We start from the raw sequence: 14,349 nt of genomic DNA on the forward strand, positions 1-14,349 counted from the left end.
GATTTAATCAGCGACTCAGGCGAGGGTAGAAGAAATGACGATCTGGCGCGGATCGCAGCGACCATTGATCTGTTCGATCAGCTGCGAAGCCGCCTGTCGTCCGGCGTCCGCATAACCAGGATCGACGGCGACGATCTCCGGGTGCAGGAATTTCATCAGCGGCGTGTTCCCGACGCTTGCCAGTTGCAGCGTCTCAATACGTTGCTCTTGTAAATACTTACTGGCGCCCAACGCCAGCGTATCGGTGGCGCAAACTAACGCGGTGGTATCCGGCATTATGACGCTTGCCGTATGCTCATAGCCCTGCTTCATGGCGAGACCGGGCAGGGCGGCGACGGGATGAAGTTTATGTTTTTTACAAAACGCCAGATAGGCGTCATGCCGACGTTTGCCGGTCGTAACGTCGCTATGAGGAACGCCCAGAAAGCTAATGTTGCGGTGCCCCTGCTCATACAGCCGCCGCATGAGGATATGAATCGCGTCCTCGTCGTCGTAGCAGACGGAGGCAAAACCTTTCGCCTCTCTTGCCAGCAACACCAGCGAGGCTTTCCAGGGGGCGATCAGCTCTTCGGTGATGCCAGTAAAACCAAACAGCACCACGCCGTCAATATTGCGTCGCCTGAGCATTCTCAGATGTTCCGCTACCAGCGTCGGTGAGAACTGGCTTTCCATCATAATAGGGTCGTAGCCCTGCTCATAAAACGCAGGCAGCATGGTTTGAACCGCGAGGTTTTCAGATAACGAATCGAGGCGAGTGACGATGATCGCGACCACTTTATCACTTTGTCCCCGCATCGCACGGGCGGAGCGGGACGGGGAGAAACCGTATTGATTCATCACCGCTTCGACACGCTCGCGGGTACGTTCGCTTACGCCGCTTTCATGGTTAAGCACGCGGGAAACTGTTGATTTTCCTACACCGCTCAGGCGGGCGATGTCTTTGATAGTGAGCCGATTTTCCATCCTGTTTTCCCGTGGCGCGAAGCTGATGGTGATAAAAAGAGTAACTTTACTCAAGCGAAGGGCAATGGGCAAAGTCTGGTTTATATTTTGTTTAATTACGTAACGATATGATACCGCCATAATTGCCACAAAACTTATGGATTTATGTATATAATCCGCGTCGCAAATCATTTACTTACCGGAGGCGATATGGACCCTGAACCCACCCCTCTCCCGCGATGGAGAGTTTTCCTTTTCCGGTAAGTCTGCCTTTGCTGTCTTACCGGTTTGTAAGACAGTGACACGATAACGTCCCTGTTTTTATTAAAAAATTGCTCATCGGGCAAGGCTTTGCCGCGCCTGAATAATTTTCTGCGCCTGACTTCGGCGCGGAGGGATTACCTATGCTAAAAACCATTACCCGCCAGCTTTTTGCCCGGCTTAACCGGCACTTGCCTTATCGTCTGGTTCACCGTGATCCGCTGCCCGGCGCGCAGACCGCCGTAAACGCGCCTATCCCGCCTTCACTGAGCGAACGCTGCCTGAAAGTCGCGGCAATGGAACAGGAGGCTCTCTGGCGCGTCTTTGATACGCATCCGGAGGGATTAAACGCCGCCGAGGTGACGCGCGCGCGTGAAAAATATGGTGAAAACCGCCTTCCCGCACAGAAACCATCGCCGTGGTGGGTTCATTTGTGGGTATGTTATCGCAATCCTTTCAATATTTTACTCACGATTCTTGGCGGCATTTCTTATGCCACGGAGGATCTGTTTGCCGCAGGCGTTATCGCCCTGATGGTCTGTATCTCAACACTGCTGAATTTTGTGCAGGAAGCGCGCTCGACGAAAGCGGCGGATGCGCTAAAAGCGATGGTCAGCAATACCGCCACTGTACTGCGGGTTATTAATGAAAATGGCGAAAACGGTTGGCTGGAATTACCCATCGATCAACTGGTGCCCGGCGATATTATTAAGCTGGCGGCGGGAGATATGGTCCCGGCAGATTTACGGATTATCCAGGCGCGCGATCTGTTTGTCGCCCAGGCGTCGCTGACCGGCGAATCGCTGCCGGTCGAGAAAGTCGCCACGACCCGCGAGCCCCGGCAAAACAATCCGCTTGAGTGCGACACGCTGTGCTTTATGGGGACGAACGTAGTAAGCGGAACGGCGCAGGCCATCGTGATGGCGACCGGCGCCGACACCTGGTTTGGTCAATTGGCGGGACGCGTCTCGGAACAAGAGAACGAGCAGAACGCTTTCCAGAAAGGGATTAGCCGCGTCAGTATGCTGCTGATCCGCTTTATGCTGGTAATGGCGCCGATAGTACTGATTATTAATGGTTACACCAAAGGCGACTGGTGGGAAGCGGCGCTATTTGCGCTCTCGGTCGCGGTAGGGCTAACCCCGGAAATGCTGCCGATGATCGTTACCTCTACCCTGGCGCGCGGGGCGGTGAAGCTATCGAAACAGAAAGTTATTGTGAAGCACCTCGACGCGATTCAGAACTTCGGCGCGATGGATATTCTGTGTACCGATAAAACCGGCACGCTGACGCAGGACAAAATTGTGCTGGAGAATCACACGGATATTTCTGGTAAGCCCTGCGGGCATGTCCTGCACTGCGCCTGGCTGAACAGTCACTATCAGACCGGACTAAAAAATTTACTGGATACGGCGGTACTGGAAGGAGTAGACGAAACCGACGCGCGTCAGCTCTCCGGACGCTGGCAGAAAATTGATGAGATCCCTTTTGATTTTGAGCGTCGTCGGATGTCGGTGGTGGTCGCCGAAGATTCGAACGTGCATCAACTGGTCTGTAAAGGCGCGTTACAGGAAATCCTGAATGTGTGTACGCAAGTGCGTCATAACGGCGATATTGTGCCGCTGGACGACAATATGCTGCGTCGGGTTAAACGCGTTACCGACACGCTGAACCGTCAGGGGCTACGCGTGGTTGCCGTCGCGACCAAATACCTGCCTGCGCGTGAAGGCGATTACCAGCGTATTGATGAGTCTGACCTGATTCTGGAAGGCTATATCGCTTTTCTCGATCCGCCGAAAGAGACCACCGCGCCAGCGCTAAAAGCGCTGAAGGCGAGCGGGATTACGGTGAAAATTCTCACCGGCGACAGCGAGCTGGTGGCGGCGAAAGTCTGCCATGAAGTCGGGCTGGATGCGGGCGATGTCGTCATCGGTAGCGATATCGAAGGGTTAAGCGACGACGCGCTGGCGGCGCTGGCCGCCCGTACGACGTTGTTTGCGCGTTTGACGCCGATGCATAAAGAGCGCATCGTCACTCTGCTCAAACGCGAGGGGCATGTGGTCGGCTTTATGGGCGACGGGATTAACGATGCCCCGGCGTTGCGGGCGGCGGATATTGGTATTTCGGTGGATGGCGCGGTGGACATCGCCCGTGAAGCGGCCGATATTATTCTGCTGGAAAAGAGCCTGATGGTACTGGAAGAAGGCGTCATTGAAGGTCGTCGTACTTTTTCTAATATGTTGAAATATATCAAGATGACCGCCAGCTCAAACTTCGGTAACGTATTTAGCGTGCTGGTGGCGAGCGCCTTTTTGCCGTTCCTGCCGATGCTGCCGTTGCACTTGCTGATTCAGAACCTGCTGTACGATGTATCCCAAGTGGCGATTCCGTTTGATAATGTCGACGAAGAACAAATTCAGAAACCGCAGCGCTGGAATCCGGCGGATTTGGGGCGCTTTATGGTCTTTTTCGGTCCGATCAGCTCAATTTTCGACATCCTGACATTTTGTCTGATGTGGTGGGTATTTCATGCGAATACGCCAGAAGCGCAAACCTTGTTCCAGTCCGGCTGGTTTGTGGTGGGGTTACTGTCACAAACGCTGATTGTGCATATGATCCGTACCCGTCGTCTGCCGTTTATTCAAAGTCGTGCCGCCTGGCCGCTGATGACGATGACGCTGCTGGTGATGGTGGTAGGGATCTCGTTGCCGTTTTCGCCGCTGGCGTCTTACCTGCAATTGCAGGCGCTGCCGCTAAGCTATTTCCCGTGGCTGATTGCGATTCTGGCAGGCTATATGACGTTGACCCAACTAGTGAAAGGGTTTTATAGCCGGCGTTATGGCTGGCAATAACCATTGTGATCGTTGCCTGGTGGCGCTTGCGTTTACTGGGCCTACAAATGCCGGATTAGGCGAAGCCGCATCCGGCACTGGCGTTTTTATCGCTTAGCGACGAACGGCGATCGCTTCGATCTCAATTTTTACATCTTTCGGCAGACGCGCGACTTCCACGCAGGAACGAGCCGGGAAGGTCGCATTGTGCTCAGTGAAGAAGGCTTCGTAGGTGGCGTTGACGGTCGCAAAGTCGTTCAGATCTTTTACGAATACGGTCGTTTTCACGATGTCGCCTACTTTCAGGCCTGCGGCTTCCACGATAGCTTTCACATTTTCCAACGACTGACGCGCCTGTGCGGACACATCTTTCGGTACGCTGCCGGTTTTCGGATCAACCGGGATCTGGCCGGAAGTGATTACCATGCTGCCCAGATCTACGCCCTGAACGTATGGACCGATAGCTGCGGGTGCATTTTCCGTCGCAATAGTTTTGCTCATGATTTCTCCTGAATTACAGCGGTAAGTAAGACTGCATCTATGATTAAGGGACGCAGCCTGATGTCCCGTCATTATAGGGAGCCAGTAATTGTTAACCAACCCTAATTAGTTGGCCAGCACCACATTATGCGAAAACTCTTTTTCACAGTATTTGCATTTGAGGGCAATGTCATTGGCGCGCTTTTTCACTGCGAAGCAGGAAGACACCGGTTCTGCGTGGCTGATGCAGTTGCTGTTCGGGCAAACCAGCACATTATTAATACGTTCCGGCAGGTTGGGGCGTGACTTCCCTACGACATCGTAGTTATCAATGCGGTTAACGGTGGCCTGCGGCGCGTACAGAGCAAGCTGGTTAACTTGCTCATCAGTGAGAAAGGTATTTTCTATTTTGATTAAGTCCTTACGCCCCATCTCGCCAGACGGTAGATTCAGGCCGATAGTGATCCGCTGCTCGGTCTCGGTCAGTTTAAACAGACTCAGCAGCTTAAAGCCTACCTGCGCAGGGATATGGTCAATCACGGTGCCGCATTTAATGGCTTCTACCTGCAGTTTATTATCGTGTGTCATCTCTATTTCTCCCTTACAAACTCAGTTCGCTATTCAGTACCAACGCCAGTAACGCCTGGCGAGCGAAAATACCGTTGCCCGCCTGCTGGAAGTACCAGGCATGCGGCGTTTTATCTACATCCGTGGTGATTTCATCAATACGCGGCAGCGGGTGCAGCACTTTCATATTTTCACGCGCGCCGTTCAGGTCACTGGCGCGCAGAACAAACTGCGCCTTCACATTGGCGTATTCCGACGGGTCGAGACGCTCTTTCTGTACGCGGGTCATATAGAGGATGTCGACGTCGGCCATAACCTCTTCAATAGAACCATGCAGACTCCAGTCCATCCCTTTTTCGTCAAGCATATCCAGAATGTACTGCGGCATCGCCAGCGCTTCCGGCGCGATAAAATAAAAACGGTTGCCGCTAAATTTCGCCAGCGCCTGGGTTAGCGAATGCACGGTGCGACCATATTTCAGATCGCCGACCATCGCGATATGCAGGTTATCCAGACGGCCCTGCGTTTCCTGGATGGTGAACAGGTCCAGGAGGGTCTGCGTCGGATGCTGGTTCGAACCGTCGCCAGCATTGAGCACTGGTACCTTACCGGAAAACTCTGTCGCCAGACGAGCTGCGCCTTCTTGCGGATGGCGCATCACAATCGCGTCTACGTAAGTGCTAATCACGGAGATCGTGTCGGCCAGCGTTTCTCCTTTTTTCCCCAGTGACGTGTTAGCGCTGTCGGAGAAGCCCACTACGCTGGCGCCCAGGCGATGCATCGACGTTTCAAACGACAGGCGAGTACGCGTAGAAGCTTCAAAAAAGCAGCTAGCGATCACTTTATGTTTTAATAGCTCCGGCTGCGGGTGGGCTTTTAATTTCGCCGCCGTCGCCAGTACCAGATTAAGATCGTCGCGGCTGAGGTCGTTTATGGAAATGATATGTTTTTGATATAGCGGGTTAGCCATGTTTATCTCCTGACGCCTGGGCAAAAAAAAGCCCCTCAATTGAGGGGCTTGGGATTGGTTTTCAACGGAAAGAAAAACGGCAGGCCTGCGTCCTTTTTCAGACGCGGTAAGACAGAATGTCGTACACACTGAACCATGCTTCCTCCCGGCAAATTGCCCGCGATTATACGCAGCTCTGTTTTGGGATCAAGCGATTAATGCATGATTTACTCATCGCAAACGGTTCTTATGAATTTAAATTCATTTTAAGCAAATAATTAATCTGTTTGTGTACCAGCGCCGTGCGCTGAACGACCCGTGGCGCGACCCAGACAATACTGCTACCGGCAACGACGCCCAGAATTTCCGGTAATGCGTGGTAATCCAGAATCCTTGCGACGGCACGGCCATAGCCTGCTGCCGTATGGATAAGGATAAATTCGCTATTATGTTCAACGCTGACCACCATTTCGGCTATTGAACGTCCGGCATCCGGCGAGGGACGCTGCTGGGGATTTACGGAATAAATCTTTTGTCCCTTCGTATTTCTGATTTTTATTGCACCAAGTAGCTTGAGCAGGCGCGAGACCGTAGACTGACTGATACCTTCAAAACCCTCATTTTGTAAATCGCGGCGAATCTCCTCCTGGGACAGGTAACTTTTTTCGCTAATCAGGCGCTGACAAACCGCCAGTTGCTGTTGTTCTTTGGCGGAGTAATCATCGTATTCCTTCATAAATGCACCTTATCTTTATTATTGATATCAACGGACTGGCGAAATTCATCACATTTGTCACGTTGATTGCGGATCAATTGGACGGTTTTGCAGGAAAATGAGAAGCCGATCAAAAAAGGTGGCGGCGTGCCTGATAGCGTTGCGTTTATCAGCCATGTCGGATAAGACGCGTCGCCATCCGGCTCGTTACATCATCGCTCCGATGCTCAGTACCGTCATATTCAGCAATGTCAGGATCAGCAACAGCGGCGCGACCCATTTCAGATAGCGGACATAGGGAACCCGCGCGATCGCCAGACCGCCCATCACCACGGCGGAGGTGGGAGTAATCAGGTTTACAATCCCGGAAGCCGACTGGTAGGCCGTTACGACCAAATCTCGCTGTACGTGGGCAAAATCCGCTAACGGCGCCATAATGGGCATCGTCAGTACAGCAAGACCGGAAGAGGAGGGCACCAGGAAGGAGAGCAATACTTCCAGCCAGTAGGTTACGTTAATGAAAATGGTTGTAGAGAGACCGAAAACCAGATTTTCCGCGCTTTGTAAAATGGTATGGGTAATCATTCCGTTATCCATGACTACCACAATGCCGCGCGCGATACCGATAATTAGCGCCACGCCGAGTAAATCCCGCGCGCCGTCGATAAAGGTGCTGGTGAACGCTTCCTCGCCCATCCGCGTTATCACGCCGACGATAATCGCCGCGGCCAGAAAGACGCCGGAAATTTCCGCCATCCACCAACCGAGTACCGCCACGCCGTAAATCATCACCGCGAAAGAGGCGGCGAAGATCAGCAGCACCCATTTCCGGGTAGCCGTAAACTCCAGCAGTGTATTGGCGCGATTGCCGAGGAAATGGGCGCGATTTTCCTCCATTTTATCCGCCACGATAGAAAGCTCAGGATGGGCGCGGACTTTGCGCGCATAGCGCATCACCCAAACCACGCACAGCACGTAGCCGATAATTAACAGCAGTACGCGCATCAGCATTCCCTGGGTAAAAGGGATGCCGGCGGCGTTGGCGGCAATCACCGTGGCGAAAGGGTTTATGGTCGAACCAAGCGTGCCTATCCCCGCGCCGAGCAGTACGGTTGCCGCCGCCACCAACGGATCGAAGCGGGCCGCCATCATGACCGGCACCAGCAGTGTGTAGAAGGGCAGCGACTCTTCCGCCATGCCATAGATAGTGCCGCCTGCGGCGAACAGCGCCATCAGAATGGGAATCATCCACTCCTCTTTGCCGTTGAGCCTGACCGTTACCCGTTCGATACCGGCATCAATCGCCCCCGTTTTATTCACCACGCCCAGAAAGCCGCCGATAATCAAGACAAACAGCGCGACGTCAATGGCGCCGGCGGTGTAGGTTTCGTGGTTATAGAGGCCGTCAATCGGCGCCAGTAAAACAGCGGTAATCCCTTGCGGATGCGCGTCCACGGGAGCATACGTTCCCGCCACCGGCACCTCTTTTCCCAGCGTGGCGTTCATCGCCATTTGGTATTTTCCCGCCGGCACAATCCAGGTCATCACCGCGACCAGGGCAATAAGAATAAACAGGATGGTATAAGCGGTGGGAAATTTAAATTTACCCATGATGTTCTCTCCTGATATCACGGATATGCGCCGCGAGGGCGCATATCCTGTGGGATTAGTCGCCGAGCGTCGCCACCATGACCGCTTTGATGGTGTGCATCCGGTTTTCCGCTTCATCGAAGACGATCGAGCCTGCGGACTCGAACACCTCTTCCGTGACCTCCAGTCCTTTCAGGCCGTAAGCCATTTCGATTTCGCGTCCCACTTTGGTGTGCTCGTTATGGAAGGCGGGCAGGCAGTGCATAAACTTCACATCAGGATTACCGGTAGCGTTTACCACCTGCTGGTTGACCTGATATGGCGTCATCAGACTGACGCGCTCCGCCCAGGCTTCTTTGGGCTCTCCCATCGAGACCCAGACGTCGGTATAGAGGAAATCCACACCGTGAACGCCGTCTTCAACGCTCTCCGTTAAGGTGATACGAGCGCCGGTAACGCTGGCGATTTCCCGGCACTGCGCGACCAGCTCGGCATCAGGCCAGAAGGACTTTGGCGCTATCAGACGGATATCCATGCCCATCTTCGCCGCGCCCACCATCAGCGAGTTGCCCATGTTGTTGCGCGCGTCGCCCAGATAGGCGAAGCTCAGTTCCGGCAGCGTTTTGCCCGGCGCATGTTCCAGCATGGTCATCAGATCGGCCAGGATCTGCGTAGGATGAAATTCATCGGTCAGGCCGTTCCAGACGGGAACGCCAGCGTATTCCCCCAGTTCTTCCACAATGTGTTGACCAAAACCGCGATATTCGATGCCGTCATACATCCGTCCCAGGACGCGAGCGGTATCTTTCATGGACTCTTTGTGGCCAATCTGCGAGCCGCTTGGGCCGAGATAAGTCACCTGAGCGCCCTGGTCGAAAGCGGCGACTTCAAACGCGCAACGGGTACGGGTAGAGGTTTTTTCAAAAATCAGCGCGATGTTTTTGCCGATCAGCGTTTTTTGCTCATGGCCGCTTTTTTTCGCCGCTTTCAGCGCAATCGCGAGGTCGATAAGGTGCTGGATTTCCGCTGAAGTAAAATCAAGTAGTTTAATAAAGTTACGTTTTTTCAATGAAATAGACATTTATTTATCCTTAAGCCAATGTAGGCCGGATAAGGCGAAGCCGCCGTCCGGCAACGAATTTGCGTCATGAAATGAAATGGATTTATGCTTCGACGGTTTCGCACCGAATCAGAGTGCCTTTCTCACCCGCGAGAATGGCTTGCCCATCCGCCAGCGAGCCGATTCCGGCAATGCCGCGGCAACGGCTGACAAACTCAGCGCACGCTGTCACTTTTGGGCCCATCGAACCGGCGTCGAACTGCATTTCACGAAGCAGCTCCGGCGTAACCTGCGCCAACGGGCGCTGGGTGGGTTTGCCCCAGTCGAGATACACTGCGTCGGCATCGGTCAGGATGAGTAGCGCGTCGGCGTGGATCTGGCTGGCAAGCAGGGCGGCGGACAGGTCTTTGTCGATTACCGCTTCGATACCGTGGTAGCCATCGGCTTTTTCCACGATCGGCACGCCGCCGCCGCCGTTACAGATCACCAGGTGATCGCGGCTAATCAGCGCGCGGATCGCATCGTTTTCCACAATGCGTTTCGGCTGCGGTGAGGGCACAACGCGGCGGAAGGCGTTACCGTCGGCTTTGAATACCCAGCCCTTTTCTGCCTGTAACGCGCGGGCCTGCGCTTCGTCGTAAATCGGTCCGATATATTTGGTTGGATTCAGGAATGCCGGGTCGTTGGCATCGACTTCGACTTGGGTGAGCAGGACGCTGATTTCACGCTCCGGCAATTGATTCTTCAGCGCCTGTTGCAGCATGTAGCCAATCATTCCCTGGCTTTCCGCGCCGAGGATATCGAGCGGGTAAGGGGTAACGCTGGCGTAGGCGCTATTTTGTAGCGCCAGCAGTCCTACCTGTGGGCCGTTGCCATGCACTAACACTACCCGCCATTGCTGAGTAAGCTGGGCGATGGTTCTGGCCGCCAGTTCGATATTTTTACGCTGGATATCAGCCTCCAGCGGCTCGCCGCGTTTAAGCAGCGCATTGCCGCCCAGCGCGACGACCAGCGTGCGTTTGTTTTCCATAACGTCTCCTTTAAATACCATCACGTTCCAGTGGGCAGCTCATGCAGCGTGCGCCCCCGCGCCCGCGCCCCAGTTCATCGCCGGGGATAGGAAGGACGGTAATACCGGCTTTGTCGTATTTTTCGTTGGTCCAGATGTTGCGCTCGTAGCCCACAACCACGCCGGGACGCAGGGTGAGCACGTTATTGGCGTCATTCCACTGTTCGCGCTCTGCTTCGAATGCGTCGCCGCCAGTGGTGATTAAGCGCACCTGATCGATGCCAAGCGCTTTTTCAAGAGCGTGAACCAGCGTGTTTTCCTGAGTTCGCTTCAGACCGCCGTGTCCGTCTGGCGTCAGCGTCCAGCACTGAACGTCCGGGCGAACAACTTCCGGGTAGACGGAGAAGGCGTCGATATCAATGTGGGTCATGACGGTGTCGAGGTGCATACAGGAGCGATGTTTTGGCAGTTCAACGGCAATCACGCGTTCCGCCTGACGATGTTTAAACAATGCCTGCGCCAGGAACTCAATACCCTGCGGCGTAGTACGTTCAGACATACCGATCAACACCGCGCCGCGGCCAATCACCAGCACATCGCCGCCCTCTAAAGTGGCGTGGTCGTAATTAATGTTTTCGTCGCCGAAATATTTAATGAAATCACCGTCCGCGAATTGCGGATGCCAGCGATAAATAGCGCGTAAATTATTCGTTTCACGTTGGCGTGCAGGTTTCGCCATGGGGTTAATTGAGACACCGTTATATATCCAGCAGGACGTGTCACGGGTAAATAGGTGATTCGGTAATGGCTTCATAATAAAGTCATTAATATCGTGAGTATCGACCACCATATTTTTTATGGAAGCTGGTATTTCGCCATAGGTCAAACCGCCGCTTAAATGACGAGCCAGTTCTCGATGCGACATATCCGCTAACCAGGCGCGAATATCTGCGGCAAATGTGGGCCCAAGACGGTAATCGGAAATTTGCGTATCCAGCAGCCAGGTTTTGGCGTCGGGCACATCCAGCGTTTGGGTGAGCAGGTCGGTTAACAGCAACACTTCTACCCCTTGCTGGCGCAGCGTGTTGGCGAAAATATCATGCTCTTCGCCAGCGCGCTCTACGGATAATACATCGTCAAAAAGCAATTCCTGACAATTTGAAGGGGTGAGTCTTTTCAGGCTGAGATTAGGACGATGCAACATTACGCTGCGTAATTGACCGATTTCAGAACCGACAAAATGCTTTTCCATCATTATACCTTTTATATAATTTCAAGAATAAAGAGGGAGTGGCTGCAAATATTTAGTATGTTTGCAGTCGCGGCGTTTCAGTTAAATTCGGGAGCAATCATTGGATTTTATTTTGGTTATTAATGTGATGAAACTCACATCAATTAAGGTGTGTTATTTTTCTTATTTAATATATGAGCCAGGTCAGAGAAATAAAAAAAATAGTAAAGCATTAAATGAATTACTACGCAGTAATATGATTTCTTATTTTTTATTGTTAATAATTTGTTTATTGCATTGAATAATGTTTTGTTTTTAACCAGTTGAAAAATAATAAATTTCATTTAACGGTCGCATAGCTATGCGTGACAGTGATTTTATTATCGGGGATGATTAAATAATTTAAAAATAACTATGGAAGTAAAGGTGACTTATGCAGAGAGCACGAATTGTGATCGCTAAAACGTTTTTATGTTAACACCTTTAATATCAGATAGTTGTTAGTGATGGCAGTTGGGGACCGCTGGGTTTTATGCATAGAGGCTGCATAAAGGCTGGCGCATTATTAACAAAATATAAACACCACTGGCGATAAACATGCGCTGGCGCAAAATCGATAAGAGTAAGGGGAGTGTGGCAGTCGCTTTTTTCGTCTATACATCAATCCTTCAAGCTGCCGCTGCGTTGGCTGCGAGTTACTCGGCCCATCCCTGGGCCTCGCCCTTCCAGGGCCAGCGCAAGGGCTGTTCAAAAGGCTAAAGCGTTTTGTGATGTAACTTGAATGATTTTGTGTATAGCTAGAAAAAAACGCTATTTTAATTAAGGGAGAGCGATGATTGTTGGCAATATTGAACATCTGGAGGCCTGGATACTGACGGCGCTATGTCAGGCGATTGAGCATATCAAAGCGCATGTCGCAGCAACGACCGCGCCAGATAAGTATGACATTGACAGCGACAGGCTGTTTTATATGATTTCTGAAAATATGACGGAGCTGGGCGAATCGCGTAGCGCAGAGTACCACGCCCGTTATCTTGATATTTTTTGTGCCGGATGGCGGTTGGCCTACACGGTGCTATTTTGTAGGCTGGGCATAAGCGTCGCCATCCGGCATCATAACGACATTATTTAGACAGCGTCGCTACCATTACTGCTTTGATGGTATGCATTCGGTTTTCCGCTTCATCAAAGACAATGCTGGCCGCAGACTCAAAAACCTCGTCGGTTACTTCCATACCGCCATGTAAACCATACTCTTCGGCCATTTTTCTGCCGAGCGTGGTTTCGTCATCGTGGAACGCAGGCAGACAATGCAGGAACTTAACCTGCGGATTGCCGGTTAACGCCATCATCTGGCTGTTGACCTGATAATCACGCAGCAGGGCAATACGCTCCGCCCATTTCTCTTTGGGTTCGCCCATAGAGACCCAAACATCGGTATAGATAAAATCCGCGCCTTTTACACCTGAGGCGATATCTTCGGTCAGCGTGATGGCGCCGCCGTTCTTTTTCGCCATTGCGCTGCATTCTGTCACTAACGCGGCTTGCGGCCAGCAGGCTTTTGGCGCGACCAGACGGAGATCCAACCCTGTCAATGCGGCAGCTTCCAGCATGGAGTTACCCATGTTATTACGCGCGTCTCCGGCATAGACCAACGTCATCTCGTTAAAGGCTTTACCCGGCAGATGTTCCTGCATGGTGAGCAGATCCGCCAGTAATTGCGTTGGGTGATACTCATCGGTTAAACCGTTCCATACCGGTACGCCGGAATATTCAGCCAGCGTTTCGACGATCTCCTGGCCATATCCTCGATACTGAATACCGTCAAACATCCGGCCCAGGACGCGAGCAGTATCTTTGATGGACTCCTTATGGCCGATCTGGCTACCGCTGGACCCAAGGTACGTCACGCGAGCGCCCTGATCGTATGCGGCAACTTCGAAAGAGCATCGTGTACGGGTCGAGTCTTTTTCGAAGATGAGCGCAATATTTTTACCTACCAGCTTTTGTTTCTCTTTACCGTTTTTCTTATCGGCTTTCAGTTTGGCGGCAAGCTGCAACAGAGCAGTGAGTTCGTCGGTGGTGAAATCAAGTAACTTTAAAAAAGGCTTTTGGTAAAACGTAGACATACTTCCCTCACATGGCTTAGGCCTTTAATTGAATTTAAATTCAATTTATATGGATGATTATTCATTTGCAACTCTGTTTGATAAAACTTTTCTCGATAGGGTGGAGGCAACGTCGACGGTGTGTGACAATAAAAGTATCGGCAGGACATCTACGAGGAAAGAGCTATGGCAAACCCAGAATTACTGGAAGAGCAGCGTGAAGAAACGCGTTTAATTATTGAAGAGCTACTTGAGGACGGCAGCGATCCGGACGCGCTGTACACTATTGAGCATCACCTGTCCGCCGACGATTTTGAAACGCTGGAAAAAGCAGCGGTAGAAGCCTTTAAACTCGGCTATGAAGTGACGGAGCCGGAAGAACTTGAGGTGGAAGAGGGGGACATGGTCATTTGCTGCGATATCCTCAGCGAATGCGCGTTGAACGCCGAACTCATCGACGCTCAGGTTGAGCAACTGATGAACCTGGCGGAAAAATATGATGTTGAATACGACGGCTGGGGAACCTATTTCGAAGACCCTAACGGCGAAGAGGATGATGACGGCGATTATGTCGATGAAGATGACGACGGCGTGCGTCACTAAAGC

Annotated in this window: 16 protein-coding genes and 1 pseudogene; 5 read left to right on the forward strand and 12 right to left on the reverse strand. The window is 52.3% G+C overall.

The annotated features are described in order from the left end of the window. Positions 1-15: 15 nt before the first annotated feature. Positions 16-963, reverse strand: a complete 948-nt coding sequence (gene treR / locus F4V61_RS15095; RefSeq protein WP_079828030.1) for a trehalose operon repressor TreR — start codon at positions 961-963, stop codon at positions 16-18. A 189-nt stretch (positions 964-1,152) separates the two neighbouring features. On the opposite strand from treR, the gene mgtL reads away from it, so the two are divergent. Continuing rightward, the gene (gene mgtL, locus F4V61_RS22855; protein WP_226998816.1) at positions 1,153-1,206 is read left to right on the forward strand and encodes a mgtA regulatory leader peptide MgtL; all 54 of its coding nucleotides are present in this window, start codon (positions 1,153-1,155) and stop codon (positions 1,204-1,206) included. A 140-nt stretch (positions 1,207-1,346) separates the two neighbouring features. Then, on the forward strand, positions 1,347-4,055 hold the full coding sequence (gene mgtA, locus F4V61_RS15105) for a magnesium-translocating P-type ATPase (protein ID WP_000920852.1): 2,709 nt from the start codon (positions 1,347-1,349) through the stop codon (positions 4,053-4,055). Between the two features lie 93 nt (positions 4,056-4,148). On the opposite strand, the gene ridA is transcribed toward mgtA, so the two are convergent. The 4 genes from ridA to pyrL all read right to left on the reverse strand — a co-directional run bounded on the left by ridA (position 4,149) and on the right by pyrL (position 6,188). After that, positions 4,149-4,535, reverse strand: coding sequence for a 2-iminobutanoate/2-iminopropanoate deaminase (gene ridA / locus F4V61_RS15110; RefSeq protein WP_080161069.1), 387 nt, complete (start codon positions 4,533-4,535; stop codon positions 4,149-4,151). A 105-nt stretch (positions 4,536-4,640) separates the two neighbouring features. Beyond that, positions 4,641-5,102: an aspartate carbamoyltransferase regulatory subunit gene (pyrI, locus tag F4V61_RS15115; RefSeq protein ID WP_079799562.1), complete on the reverse strand. Its 462-nt coding sequence runs from the start codon at positions 5,100-5,102 to the stop codon at positions 4,641-4,643. A gap of 13 nt (positions 5,103-5,115) precedes the next feature. Continuing rightward, positions 5,116-6,051 carry an aspartate carbamoyltransferase gene (gene pyrB, locus F4V61_RS15120; protein ID WP_080161068.1) on the reverse strand — a complete coding sequence of 312 codons (936 nt, stop codon included), beginning with the start codon at positions 6,049-6,051 and terminating at the stop codon, positions 5,116-5,118. A gap of 35 nt (positions 6,052-6,086) precedes the next feature. Continuing rightward, positions 6,087-6,188 carry a pyr operon leader peptide gene (pyrL, locus tag F4V61_RS15125; RefSeq protein WP_024132039.1) on the reverse strand — a complete coding sequence of 34 codons (102 nt, stop codon included), beginning with the start codon at positions 6,186-6,188 and terminating at the stop codon, positions 6,087-6,089. Between pyrL and F4V61_RS15130 the strand changes: the two genes are divergently transcribed. Beyond that, positions 6,168-6,308 (forward strand): hypothetical protein, encoded by a 141-nt coding sequence (locus F4V61_RS15130; protein WP_077906751.1) that lies wholly within the window; start codon positions 6,168-6,170, stop codon positions 6,306-6,308. The two genes, pyrL and F4V61_RS15130, sit on opposite strands and share 21 nt — an antisense overlap. On the opposite strand, the gene F4V61_RS15135 is transcribed toward F4V61_RS15130, so the two are convergent. The 5 genes from F4V61_RS15135 to arcA all read right to left on the reverse strand — a co-directional run bounded on the left by F4V61_RS15135 (position 6,278) and on the right by arcA (position 11,656). After that, positions 6,278-6,766, reverse strand: coding sequence for an arginine repressor (locus tag F4V61_RS15135; protein WP_023182627.1), 489 nt, complete (start codon positions 6,764-6,766; stop codon positions 6,278-6,280). The two genes, F4V61_RS15130 and F4V61_RS15135, sit on opposite strands and share 31 nt — an antisense overlap. A gap of 186 nt (positions 6,767-6,952) precedes the next feature. Further along, on the reverse strand, positions 6,953-8,356 hold the full coding sequence (locus F4V61_RS15140; RefSeq protein ID WP_080161067.1) for a YfcC family protein: 1,404 nt from the start codon (positions 8,354-8,356) through the stop codon (positions 6,953-6,955). Between the two features lie 55 nt (positions 8,357-8,411). Next, positions 8,412-9,416 (reverse strand): ornithine carbamoyltransferase, encoded by a 1,005-nt coding sequence (gene argF, locus F4V61_RS15145; RefSeq protein ID WP_058344583.1) that lies wholly within the window; start codon positions 9,414-9,416, stop codon positions 8,412-8,414. Positions 9,417-9,498: 82 nt separating this feature from the next. Beyond that, positions 9,499-10,425 (reverse strand): carbamate kinase, encoded by a 927-nt coding sequence (gene arcC, locus F4V61_RS15150; RefSeq protein WP_038397862.1) that lies wholly within the window; start codon positions 10,423-10,425, stop codon positions 9,499-9,501. A gap of 10 nt (positions 10,426-10,435) precedes the next feature. Next, positions 10,436-11,656: an arginine deiminase gene (arcA, locus tag F4V61_RS15155; protein WP_000410853.1), complete on the reverse strand. Its 1,221-nt coding sequence runs from the start codon at positions 11,654-11,656 to the stop codon at positions 10,436-10,438. 811 nt (positions 11,657-12,467) lie between these two features. Between arcA and F4V61_RS15160 the strand changes: the two are divergent. Continuing rightward, a pseudogene (locus F4V61_RS15160) lies at positions 12,468-12,677 on the forward strand (YhcH/YjgK/YiaL family protein); the annotation flags it as partial. 82 nt (positions 12,678-12,759) lie between these two features. Here the strand turns inward: F4V61_RS15160 and argF (F4V61_RS15165) are convergent. Both argF (F4V61_RS15165) and argL read right to left on the reverse strand, forming a co-directional pair. Continuing rightward, positions 12,760-13,764, reverse strand: coding sequence for an ornithine carbamoyltransferase (gene argF / locus F4V61_RS15165; RefSeq protein WP_058344585.1), 1,005 nt, complete (start codon positions 13,762-13,764; stop codon positions 12,760-12,762). Then, on the reverse strand, positions 13,734-13,913 hold the full coding sequence (argL, locus tag F4V61_RS22860) for a putative translational regulatory protein ArgL (protein WP_430624690.1): 180 nt from the start codon (positions 13,911-13,913) through the stop codon (positions 13,734-13,736). Before argL ends, argF (F4V61_RS15165) begins: the two co-directional genes overlap by 31 nt. Before the next feature lie 16 nt (positions 13,914-13,929). Here argL and rraB point away from each other — a divergent pair, with 16 nt between their 5' ends. Next, entirely contained in the window at positions 13,930-14,346 is a 417-nt protein-coding gene (gene rraB, locus F4V61_RS15170; RefSeq protein WP_000002938.1) for a ribonuclease E inhibitor RraB, read from the forward strand. Positions 14,347-14,349: the final 3 nt, after the last annotated feature.

Source organism: Salmonella enterica subsp. arizonae (assembly GCF_008692845.1).
Classification (GTDB): Bacteria; Pseudomonadota; Gammaproteobacteria; order Enterobacterales; family Enterobacteriaceae; genus Salmonella; species Salmonella arizonae.

What these genes read in the sequence shown, in the direction of transcription:
- rraB (WP_000002938.1), top strand. Translation starts at nt 13,930, where the DNA reads ATGGCAAACCCAGAATTACTGGAAGAGCAGCGTGAAGAAACGCGTTTA.
- treR (WP_079828030.1), bottom strand. Translation starts at nt 963, where the DNA reads ATGGAAAATCGGCTCACTATCAAAGACATCGCCCGCCTGAGCGGTGTA.
- pyrL (WP_024132039.1), bottom strand. Translation starts at nt 6,188, where the DNA reads ATGGTTCAGTGTGTACGACATTCTGTCTTACCGCGTCTGAAAAAGGAC.
- arcC (WP_038397862.1), bottom strand. Translation starts at nt 10,425, where the DNA reads ATGGAAAACAAACGCACGCTGGTCGTCGCGCTGGGCGGCAATGCGCTG.
- F4V61_RS15140 (WP_080161067.1), bottom strand. Translation starts at nt 8,356, where the DNA reads ATGGGTAAATTTAAATTTCCCACCGCTTATACCATCCTGTTTATTCTT.
- mgtA (WP_000920852.1), top strand. Translation starts at nt 1,347, where the DNA reads ATGCTAAAAACCATTACCCGCCAGCTTTTTGCCCGGCTTAACCGGCAC.
- argF (WP_058344585.1), bottom strand. Translation starts at nt 13,764, where the DNA reads ATGTCTACGTTTTACCAAAAGCCTTTTTTAAAGTTACTTGATTTCACC.
- argL (WP_430624690.1), bottom strand. Translation starts at nt 13,913, where the DNA reads ATGTCCTGCCGATACTTTTATTGTCACACACCGTCGACGTTGCCTCCA.
- F4V61_RS15130 (WP_077906751.1), top strand. Translation starts at nt 6,168, where the DNA reads ATGTCGTACACACTGAACCATGCTTCCTCCCGGCAAATTGCCCGCGAT.
- arcA (WP_000410853.1), bottom strand. Translation starts at nt 11,656, where the DNA reads ATGGAAAAGCATTTTGTCGGTTCTGAAATCGGTCAATTACGCAGCGTA.
- pyrI (WP_079799562.1), bottom strand. Translation starts at nt 5,102, where the DNA reads ATGACACACGATAATAAACTGCAGGTAGAAGCCATTAAATGCGGCACC.
- ridA (WP_080161069.1), bottom strand. Translation starts at nt 4,535, where the DNA reads ATGAGCAAAACTATTGCGACGGAAAATGCACCCGCAGCTATCGGTCCA.
- argF (WP_058344583.1), bottom strand. Translation starts at nt 9,416, where the DNA reads ATGTCTATTTCATTGAAAAAACGTAACTTTATTAAACTACTTGATTTT.
- pyrB (WP_080161068.1), bottom strand. Translation starts at nt 6,051, where the DNA reads ATGGCTAACCCGCTATATCAAAAACATATCATTTCCATAAACGACCTC.
- F4V61_RS15135 (WP_023182627.1), bottom strand. Translation starts at nt 6,766, where the DNA reads ATGAAGGAATACGATGATTACTCCGCCAAAGAACAACAGCAACTGGCG.